This is a genomic window from Pseudomonas sp. EB271-G4-1 (assembly GCF_058791355.1).
The window spans coordinates 1-9883 of the sequence record NZ_JBYTEO010000039.1 but is presented as its reverse complement, the minus strand read 5'-3'; the positions used below and the strand labels follow the sequence as shown (position 1 = coordinate 9883).

General features: G+C 53.3%; 7 protein-coding genes. All 7 read left to right on the top strand.

Annotated features, from left to right (window positions below):
• Positions 1-899: 899 nt before the first annotated feature.
• Positions 900-1931, top strand: coding sequence for a GDP-mannose 4,6-dehydratase (gmd, locus tag AC3WWR_RS19465; RefSeq protein WP_492598969.1), 1032 nt, complete (start codon positions 900-902; stop codon positions 1929-1931).
• Positions 1931-2827 (top strand): GDP-mannose 4,6-dehydratase, encoded by an 897-nt coding sequence (locus AC3WWR_RS19460; RefSeq protein ID WP_492598968.1) that lies wholly within the window; start codon positions 1931-1933, stop codon positions 2825-2827. The genes gmd and AC3WWR_RS19460 overlap by 1 nt, the downstream gene beginning before the upstream one ends.
• Positions 2828-3973, top strand: a complete 1146-nt coding sequence (locus AC3WWR_RS19455; protein WP_492598967.1) for a glycosyltransferase family 4 protein — start codon at positions 2828-2830, stop codon at positions 3971-3973. It abuts the gene before it with no gap.
• Positions 3970-5079, top strand: a complete 1110-nt coding sequence (locus AC3WWR_RS19450) for a glycosyltransferase family 4 protein (protein WP_492598966.1) — start codon at positions 3970-3972, stop codon at positions 5077-5079. The genes AC3WWR_RS19455 and AC3WWR_RS19450 overlap by 4 nt, the downstream gene beginning before the upstream one ends.
• A gap of 55 nt (positions 5080-5134) precedes the next feature.
• A complete protein-coding gene (locus AC3WWR_RS19445; RefSeq protein ID WP_492598965.1) occupies positions 5135-6106 on the top strand; it encodes a UDP-glucose 4-epimerase family protein in 972 nt (323 codons plus the stop codon).
• Positions 6103-7131, top strand: coding sequence for an MraY family glycosyltransferase (locus AC3WWR_RS19440; RefSeq protein ID WP_492598964.1), 1029 nt, complete (start codon positions 6103-6105; stop codon positions 7129-7131). Before AC3WWR_RS19445 ends, AC3WWR_RS19440 begins: the two co-directional genes overlap by 4 nt.
• 105 nt (positions 7132-7236) lie before the next feature.
• A complete protein-coding gene (locus tag AC3WWR_RS19435; RefSeq protein WP_492598996.1) occupies positions 7237-9231 on the top strand; it encodes a polysaccharide biosynthesis protein in 1995 nt (664 codons plus the stop codon).
• The last annotated feature ends 652 nt before the right edge of the window (positions 9232-9883 follow it).

Sequence of the window (9883 nt, the reverse complement as noted above, 5' to 3'; positions counted from 1 at the left end):
CCCCCCCCCCCCCCCCCCCCCCCCCCCCCCCCCCCCCCCCCCCCCCCCCCCCTCCCCCCCGGTCACCTAGGCTGAGCGGTTGTGGGGCCAGCCATCCGCAAGCACCTCAGGGTATGAGCACGATCATCATTGAAAGGCGTTGCATCAGTACACCTTGTACTTTTATCTGGTTTCGCAGGTGCTTGCCGTAGCCGTGTTTAGCAAATGGTTGCGCCAGGAGCAGTTGATGTTCCGTGTCGATCCAGTCCGATCGGAACCGATATCTTCCAGGCAGGCCACTTCAGGCCTTGGCGCGACGGTCGTTCGTGGGGTATCAACCTGCCCCTTGCTATAAAGGCGTGAGTTTCGTGCTCGCTGCTGGCGACGAGGATGCCTCAGTCATGATTTCCGCGACTTTTGCAGCGCTGGTTTTTAGAGGGATACCGGCGATTAAGCATGTTCCAGCACATGGCGTACGAAGCCGCATCATGAGCTTTCACGCTTGGCCGTCAGGTGATAAACCCCTGCAAAGCTGCGAAGTTTGTTCGGCAGCAACGAGCGAATGGCATGCGCTGTCACATATGCAATCAGTTCAGCCGATCTTGAGAGCGTTGTCGGAGGGCTATGATTGCGTTGGCAGGCAATCGGGTCTCGGTGGTGATCGCGGGTGGGGGGGGGCGTGATAGCCTAGGTCGTACTCAGCCCTTTTTATTTTTATGAGGCTGAAACTTTTTTGGGGCGTGATTTCCCATCGCTATATTTTGTGGCGCTGATCTTGATGTTGAGGTCGAGGGGCGCCATTCTAATCTGTATGATGATGGGTCGCGTGGTCTCGATGTGCTGCCTAGCATCGTGCTACCTGGAACGAAATTGGTCTGGCATGCCTTAACTGGCATCGAAAATGGAGTTAAGAAGCTCGAATGAAAGCAATTGTCACTGGTATTACAGGTCAAGACGGCGCCTACCTGGCGGAACTGCTGCTGGAGAAGGGGTACACCGTATACGGTACCTACCGTCGTACCAGCTCTGTCAATTTCTGGCGCATCGAAGAGTTGGGCATTCAATCCAACCCTAACCTGCATCTGGTCGAATACGACCTGACTGACCTGTCAGCCAGCATCCGCCTGCTGCAAACTACCGAAGCCACTGAGGTCTACAACCTTGCGGCGCAGAGCTTTGTGGGTGTTTCGTTCGAGCAGCCGCTGACCACTGCTGAAATTACCGGCCTGGGCGCGGTCAACCTGCTGGAAGCCATCCGTATCGTTAATCCCAAGGTGCGCTTCTACCAGGCATCTACCTCCGAGATGTTCGGTAAGGTACAAGCTATTCCGCAGATCGAAAGCACGCCTTTCTACCCGCGTAGCCCGTATGGTGTGGCCAAGCTTTACGCTCACTGGATGACCATCAACTATCGTGAGTCGTACGGGATTTTCGCTACCAGCGGCATCTTGTTCAACCATGAGTCTCCGCTGCGTGGCCGTGAGTTTGTAACTCGCAAAATCACCGACTCCGTCGCCAAGATCAAACTGGGTCTGATGGACAAGATGGAATTGGGCAACCTGGACGCCAAGCGCGATTGGGGTTTTGCCAAGGAGTACGTGGAAGGCATGTGGCGCATGCTGCAGGCCGATGAGCCGGATACTTTCGTGTTGGCGACCAATCGCACCGAAACTGTTCGCGACTTCGTTTCCATGGCCTTCAAGGCAGTGGGTATCACCATTTCCTGGTCCGGTACTGCGGAAGACGAACAGGGCACTGATGCAGCAACCGGCAAGGTGCTGGTCACGATCAACCCGAAATTCTACCGCCCGACTGAAGTTGAGTTGCTGATCGGTAACCCGGCCAAAGCCAAGGAAGTTCTCGGTTGGGAGCCAAAAACTACGTTGGAAGAGCTGTGCCGCATGATGGTTGATGCTGACCTGCGTCGTAATGAACAAGGATTCTCGTTCTGATGACCAATGCTGGCAAACGTGCGCTGATTACGGGTATTCAAGGCTTCACCGGTCGTTACATGACTGCTGAACTTCGAGCTCATGGCTACGAGGTTTTCGGATTGGGCAGTCAGCCCTCCGATGAGCACAACTATCATCAGGTAGACTTGGCCGATGGTCCTGGTTTGCGCACGTTGCTGGCAAAGATTCAGCCTGACGTTGTGGTGCATCTCGCAGCATTGGCGTTTGTTGGGCATGGCGCAGCGCAGGCGTTCTATCAGGTCAACCTGATTGGCACGTGCAATTTGCTGGAAGCCATTGCTGGCAGCGGCAAGACGCCAGATTGCGTATTGATTGCCAGTAGCGCCAATGTCTATGGCAACGCGTCGGGTGGCTTGTTGTCGGAGGCCACGCCCCCGGCACCCGCCAACGATTATGCTGTCAGCAAGTTGGCCATGGAATACATGGCCAACCTGTGGCACGACCGTCTACCCATCGTCATCACTCGTCCGTTCAACTACACGGGCGTTGGCCAGGCTGAAAACTTCCTGTTGCCAAAAATTGTTTCTCATTTCCGCCGCAGGGCGCAGAGGATCGAACTCGGTAACCTGGATGTCTGGCGCGACTTCAGCGATGTTCGCGCGTTAGTGGCTGCTTATCGGGAATTAATTGAAGCGAGACCGCTTGGTCAGACTATCAATGTCAGTTCGGGGCAGGCCCATTCGCTGCGTGAGATCATCGAGCTGTGTAAAGGGATTACCGGGCACGATATCGAGGTTGATGTGAATCCTGCCTTTGTCCGTGCCAACGAGGTGAAAACCCTCTGCGGAGATAACTCCAGATTGCTGGCGCTAGTACCTGGCTGGGTAACCCCTTCCTTGGGCGAAACCCTGAACTGGATGCTGACGGCCGATTAAATGAAGTTAATTCTGTCTGTTGAACCGGTTCGCTTCCCGCTAACCGGTATTGGTCGTTATACCTATGAATTGGCGCTGCGACTGCAGCAGAGTCCAGAAATCGTCGATCTGCAGTTTTTTTCTGGTCGACGGTTTTTGCCGGCGTTACCGACGGCTGCCGAAGCGTCCGGTAGCGGTTACGGCCTGAAACGGGCTGTACAAAAAAACTTCCTGGCAGTCGAGGCTTATCGCCTCCTGATGCCATTGCTCAGGAAGAATGCTTTAAAAGGTCATGGTGATTTTCTTTACCATAGCCCTAATTATTATCTGCCGCCTTTCGCCGGCCGCAGTGTTGCAACTTTTCATGATTTATCGCCCTTTACCTGGTCTCACTGCCATGCGCCGCAGCTTGTGCGCTACTTGCAGAAAGAGCTTAAAACCACTTTGGTAAGGGCGGATGCGCTGATCACTGACTCCGAATATACGCGCAGGGAGTTAGCCGATTACTTTTCCTGGCCTATCGAGCGTATCCATACGGTACCGCTCGCGAGTTCCGCGGAGTTTCATCCTCGTAGCGAAGAAGTGCTCAGAAACGCGCTTTCGCGTCATGGACTTGAGGTAGGCGGTTACAGCCTTTTTGTCGGGACAATCGAGCCTCGCAAGAACATCGAAACGTTGCTTGATGCCTACTCCCGGCTTCCGCTTGAGTTGCGCAAGCGCTGGCCGTTGGTGTTGACTGGTTATCATGGCTGGCGAAACGAGGCCATTCACCAGCGTCTGGAAAGTGCAAAACGCGAAGGCTGGGCTAATTACCTGGGTTTTGTACCCAGTGAAGATCTTCCTTTGTTGTTTGCTGGTGCTCGTCTTTTTACCTTTCCCTCTCTTTATGAAGGGTTTGGATTGCCAGTACTTGAAGCGATGAGTTCTGGTGTGCCAGTGGTCTGCTCAAACAGTTCTTCGTTACCGGAAGTCGCCGGTGAAGCCGCATTGATGTGCGATGCCAAGGACACGGAAACGCTGACACAGCTTATCCGGCGAGGCCTGGAAGATGAGATGTGGCGTGCCAATGCCATCGAGCAAGGCTTGTTGCATGCTGCCAGGTTTTCCTGGGAGCGCTGTGCAATGGAAACGCTTGAGGTTTACCAGAAGGTGATCAAGGGACAATGATCAAGGTACTGCACTTCTTCAAAACGTACTATCCGGAGACCATGGGTGGTATTGAGCAAGTCATTTTTCAGATTGCCGAGGGCGGAATCCGCCACGGGTTTGAGTCTGAAGTGCTTTATCTCAGTGAGCGAGGTGCGGCGCGCAATGAAAGGGTTGGACACCATTTGACTCATCGCTCCAAACTCGATTTGCATGTCGCCTCCACCGGTTTCTCGCTATCAGCGTTCAAGGATTTTGCTGAGTTGGCGAAGAGGGCCGACATTGTTCACTACCACTTCCCATGGCCTTACATGGACCTGGTGCATTTTGTCAGTCGAATCAACAAGCCAGCTGTCGTCAGTTATCACTCGGATATCGTCAAGCAAAAAACGCTTCTCAAGCTTTATCAGCCGTTGATGAATCGCTTCTTGTCCAGTATTGACTGTATTGTCGCTTCTTCACCTAACTATGCTGAAAGCAGTCCGGTATTAACACACTTCAAAGACAAGGTTCGTGTCGTGCCTTATGGGTTGGACCGCGAAACCTACCCCACGCCTTTGGCTGAGAAGCTTGCATTGTGGCGTGAGCGTCTGGGGGAACGTTTTTTTCTGTTCGTCGGTGCGTTGCGTTACTACAAGGGACTGGACTACCTGCTAGAGGCCGCCCAAGCGACACAACTCCCCGTCGTCATCCTGGGAGGAGGGGGGCTCGAGGCTGAGCTCAAGGCCAAAGCCAAGCAATTAGGCACGTCCAACGTGCATTTCCTTGGTGGGTTACCTGACGAAGACAAGGCTGCTCTTCTGCAGCTGTGCTACGCCTTCGTTTTCCCTTCGCACCTGCGATCTGAGTCGTTTGGTATTTCGTTGCTTGAAGGGGCTATGTACGGGAAGCCGATGATTTCCTGTGAAATTGGTTCTGGCACCACTTACATCAACATCGCTGGGGAGACCGGTTTGGTCGTGCCGCCTCGCGATTCAGTCGCGCTGGCCGCAGCAATGACCTGCCTCTGGAATCAGCCGGATGTGGCGGCAGCGATGGGAGAGGCAGCGCAGCGGCGTTTCGAAACAGTGTTCTCTTCTGATTCGATGGCAAAATCCTATGCCGAGATTTATCGCTCACTGCTTTGAACAATTTGGCACAGTGCCCGGGCATTGAAGTTTTTTTGTATTCCAAGGGCCACTCATGAGAGCTAAGGCATTTCTGGTTACCGGCGGCAGCGGATTTCTGGGGCGGGCGTTGATCAATCGATTGGTGCAGATGCCTGGATGCACTGTTATAGCGCCGTTGCGAACGCCGTCCGCCACTCTGCCCGTGGGAGTGCGTTCGCTGCAGTTGGGTAAGCTCGATGGAACAAACGACTGGAAGGCTGCCCTGACCGGCGTCGATGTGGTTGTCCATGCGGCTGCTCGGGTGCACGTCATGAATGAGGTGGCTTTGGACCCATTGGCGGCGTTTCGTGAAGTCAACGTTGAAGCTACTCTGAACCTTGCCCGCCAGGCTGCGGCGTGCGGTGTGAAGCGTTTTATCTTCATCAGTTCCATCAAAGTGAATGGGGAAGGCACAGAGCCTGGCGCGGTATACCGGGCAGATGATGCACCAGCCCCCATTGACCCTTATGGCATCTCCAAGTTTGAGGCAGAGAAAGGGTTGATGGTGCTTGCCCTGACCACGGGGATGGAGGTGGTCATCATCCGGCCCGTATTGGTCTATGGCCCCGGCGTCAAAGCCAACTTTCTCAGCATGATGCGTTGGTTATATCGTGGCGTTCCGTTACCTTTTGGCGCTGTCGACAATCGGCGTAGTCTGGTTGCCGTTGACAATCTGGTGGATTTGATCATCACCTGTTCCGATCATCCGGCGGCCGCCAATCAAGTATTCCTTGCCAGCGACGGTGAAGACGTCTCGACCACGCAACTGCTTCGCACGTTAGCTGCAGCCTTGGGCAAGCCAGCCAGATTGCTACCCGTACCGGCGCGACTCCTGAGTGGCGTTGCCGCGTTACTTGGTCAGCGAGCACTGGCTGATCGTATTCTCGGTTCCTTGCAAGTTGATATCAGCAAAAACCGACAACTACTGGGCTGGATACCTCCTGTTCCACTCGATCGAGCTTTGGCCCTGACTGCGAAACATTTCCTGGACTCCCATCAATCATGAGTTATGGCTGGTTTATCCCTGTCATTGTCGCTGTGTCTTTTTCCCTGACCTGGGCTCTGCGTCGTTACGCCTTGTCGCGAAGCCTGATGGATATTCCCAATGCGCGCAGCTCTCACTCGACTCCTACGCCTCGGGGTGGAGGAGTGGCAATTGTTCTGGCATTTACCTTGGCGCTCTTCATGCTTTGGTTTGCAAGTTTGATGACCACCCCGGCGTTTCTAGGCATCTCGGGCGCCGGGGCCCTGATTGCCATTCTCGGATTCATGGATGACCACGGACACATTGCTGCTCGTTGGCGCTTGTTGGGCCATTTCGCTGCATCTATCTGGTTGCTGTTCTGGTTAGGTGGCTTGCCCGTTGTTGAGTTCTTCGGGTACGCATTTGACCTAGGATGGTTTGGTCATGTGCTAGCGGTGTTTTATCTGGTGTGGCTGCTCAACCTTTACAACTTCATGGACGGTATCGATGGAATTGCCAGTGTCGAGGCAATTTGCGTTTGTCTAGGGGCTTGTCTGCTGTACTGGATGAGTAATGCGGCGGACTTGATCTGGGCACCGTTGTTGTTGGCCATTGCCGTGTTCGGTTTCCTGTTCTGGAATTTCCCCCCCGCGAAAATTTTCATGGGGGACGCCGGGAGTGGTTTTCTGGGAATTGTCCTTGGGGGGCTCTCACTTCAGGCAGCGTGGGTATCGGCAGACTTGCTGTGGAGCTGGCTGATCATGCTGGGCGTGTTCATTGTCGATGCAACGTTCACTCTGTTTCGCCGTTTACTCCGTGGCGACAAGGTTTATGAAGCGCATCGCAGTCATGCCTATCAGTTCGCCTCTCGTCGGTTTGGCAGCCATTTGACGGTTACAGCGGTCGTGGGGGCGATCAATTTGCTTTGGTTGTTACCTATCGCAGTAGGCATTGCACATTTTGGGCTGAACGCAGGGGTGGGATTGATTCTGGCCTATGCTCCAATAATTGCGCTGGTCATCAAGTTCCATGCGGGTGAGCTTGAAGCCCCGCCAGTGAAACGCTGAGTGACAGTTTGACCATTTCGATTCTTAAGTGGATAAGATGCGTCTAGAAAACCACTTTGGTGATACTGCAGTTGAGGGGAGAACGCAGAGGTGTTTGAAGACTTCATGGATAAGGTCAGGGCAGGTCTTTTAGGGCTTCCCAGGCGCCGCAAGCGACTGATACAGGTGACCACAGACATTGTTCTGGTCTGGGGAGCTCTGTGGTTGGCATTCCTCGTGCGGCTGGGTGTCGATGATATGTACAACCCTTTCAGGGTCCATTTATGGTTGTTTGTCAGCGCCCCTCTCGTCGCCATACCTCTATTTATCAGGTTCGGCATGTACCGAGCAGTCATGCGCTACTTCGGCAATGACGCGCTCATTGCCATTATCAAGGCAGTCAGTCTTTCCTCGCTGATCCTGGCACTCGTGGTCTATTGGTACAGCAATCACCAAACAGTGGTGCCGAGATCCATCGTCTTTAACTACTGGTGGTTAAGTCTCGTTATCATTGGCGGGCTACGCCTGTGCATGCGCCATTACTTCATGGGCGACTGGTTCGCGGGCGCGCAATATGTACCCTTTACAAGTCGCGATGAAAGCCTCACCAAGGTTGCGATCTACGGTGCGGGAGTGGCTGGCAATCAGTTGGTTGCGGCGCTTCGCATGGGGCGCGTCATGCGGCCAGTGGCGTTTATTGATGACGACCAAAGCATCGCGGATCGGGTAATTGCCGGTCTGCAGGTCTATAAACCTAAGCATATTCAGCAGATGATCAATGAGACGGGGGCTCAGGAGATTCTTCTGGCGCTGCCATCATCTACCCGTGCACGACGTCGGGAGATTCTGACTTTTCTGGAACGTTTTCCGCTGCATATTCGTAGCGTTCCAAATTTTAGCGACCTGGCCAGCGGTCGGGTGAAGGTTGAAGACATTCAGGAAGTCGATATCGCAGATTTGCTGGGGCGCGATTCAGTGCCTGCACAACCTGACTTGCTCGAACACTGTATAAAAGGCAAGACAGTCATGGTGACAGGAGCTGGGGGATCGATCGGTTCGGAGCTCTGTCGACAGATCTTCTCGCTGGCGCCGACCACGCTTTTATTGTTTGATCACAGCGAATTCAACCTCTATAGCATTCTCACAGAGCTGGAGCAGCGTGTAGCCCGGCAGTCGGTACCTATCCGACTGTTGCCGATTCTAGGCTCCATACGTCATCAGGACAAACTGGTGGATGTGATGAAAACCTGGGGTGTAGAAACGGTCTACCACGCCGCGGCATATAAACACGTGCCCATGGTTGAGCACAATATTGCAGAAGGTGTGTTGAACAACGTCATTGGTACGTTAAACACTGCTCAGGCGGCGTTGCAGGCCGGTGTTTCTAACTTTGTGCTTATCTCCACCGACAAAGCGGTACGTCCTACGAATGTGATGGGCAGCACCAAGCGTCTGGCCGAAATGATGCTACAAGCCTTAAGTCACGAAATTGCGCCGGTACTGTTCGGTGATAAGGCCAATGTGTCGAGAGTTAACAAGACGCGCTTTACCATGGTTCGTTTTGGTAATGTGCTGGGGTCTTCAGGTTCGGTGATTCCACTGTTTTACAAGCAGATAAAGTCCGGTGGTCCATTGACGGTTACTCACCCTAAAATCACTCGCTATTTCATGACCATTCCCGAGGCCGCGCAACTGGTGATCCAGGCGGGTTCCATGGGGCAGGGCGGGGATGTGTTCGTGTTAGACATGGGCGAGCCGGTGAAGATTGTCGAGTTGGCAGAGAAGATGATTCATTTGTCCGGTTTGAGTGTCCGTTCGGAGAGAAATCTCCAAGGCGATATCTCGATCGAATTCACCGGACTGCGACCCGGTGAGAAACTTTACGAAGAATTACTGATTGGCGACAATGTCAGTGCCACCCAGCACCCGATGATCATGTGCGCCAATGAAGATCACTTGCCCTGGGAGGCACTCAAAATAAAGCTGTCCGAACTGCTCAGCGCCGTTGAACAGGATGATTACGCGCGTGTGCGCCAGCTACTGCGCGATACCGTCAGCGGTTACACTCCCGATGGCGACATTGTTGACTGGATTTACCAGCAGCGTCGCCTTGAGCCCTGATTGTTTGTATGCGCTCTATAAACCCCAGCGACTTCAAGATGGGCGCATAACCATACGACACCGGCGAGCGGTCGGCTGTATCGAAGAGCAAGTGCAATTTTTGCAATCCATGAATACCGCATTCAAAGCTGAGAGATCCCCGAAGCTATGCTCTCGATTCTCAACCTGTGGCATATAAGAATTTCATTTTCTATTTAGCTGGCATAAGAATGCAAAAATCCCAGCTATTTTAGTGGCACATAAATTCCAGACCGTCTATTTCAACGTAGTACATAAAAATCTGCTCTATTTCTATGGCATAAAAAATGCCATAGAAGTAACACATAAATGCAGAAGTTCGCCCTATCTCTATTCATAAGAGTCATTTTTGCCATGTACCATGGTCATTAGTCCTCTATTGACTGCGCATGTAGTAACTGCGCCACGTATAAGGCTCTTGGCCGTAGACAAACTTGCGGCGCGCACGGGCCGATGGCTTGTACACACATCCAGGATTGGCTAGTTGGGTCTTGACCTGGCTCTTTCAATGCTTGACATGAGATCGTTAGACCACTACATGCCCCCTCATTCCTTGATGTGCGTATTTCGCTCATCGTGACCGGTCATTTCGCTAACAACGTGACCGATTCCTGCCCCCCATTGCGCGGGGTCT

What these genes read in the sequence shown, in the direction of transcription:
- gmd (WP_492598969.1), top strand. Translation starts at nt 900, where the DNA reads ATGAAAGCAATTGTCACTGGTATTACAGGTCAAGACGGCGCCTACCTG.
- AC3WWR_RS19460 (WP_492598968.1), top strand. Translation starts at nt 1,931, where the DNA reads ATGACCAATGCTGGCAAACGTGCGCTGATTACGGGTATTCAAGGCTTC.
- AC3WWR_RS19455 (WP_492598967.1), top strand. Translation starts at nt 2,828, where the DNA reads ATGAAGTTAATTCTGTCTGTTGAACCGGTTCGCTTCCCGCTAACCGGT.
- AC3WWR_RS19450 (WP_492598966.1), top strand. Translation starts at nt 3,970, where the DNA reads ATGATCAAGGTACTGCACTTCTTCAAAACGTACTATCCGGAGACCATG.
- AC3WWR_RS19445 (WP_492598965.1), top strand. Translation starts at nt 5,135, where the DNA reads ATGAGAGCTAAGGCATTTCTGGTTACCGGCGGCAGCGGATTTCTGGGG.
- AC3WWR_RS19440 (WP_492598964.1), top strand. Translation starts at nt 6,103, where the DNA reads ATGAGTTATGGCTGGTTTATCCCTGTCATTGTCGCTGTGTCTTTTTCC.
- AC3WWR_RS19435 (WP_492598996.1), top strand. Translation starts at nt 7,237, where the DNA reads ATGGATAAGGTCAGGGCAGGTCTTTTAGGGCTTCCCAGGCGCCGCAAG.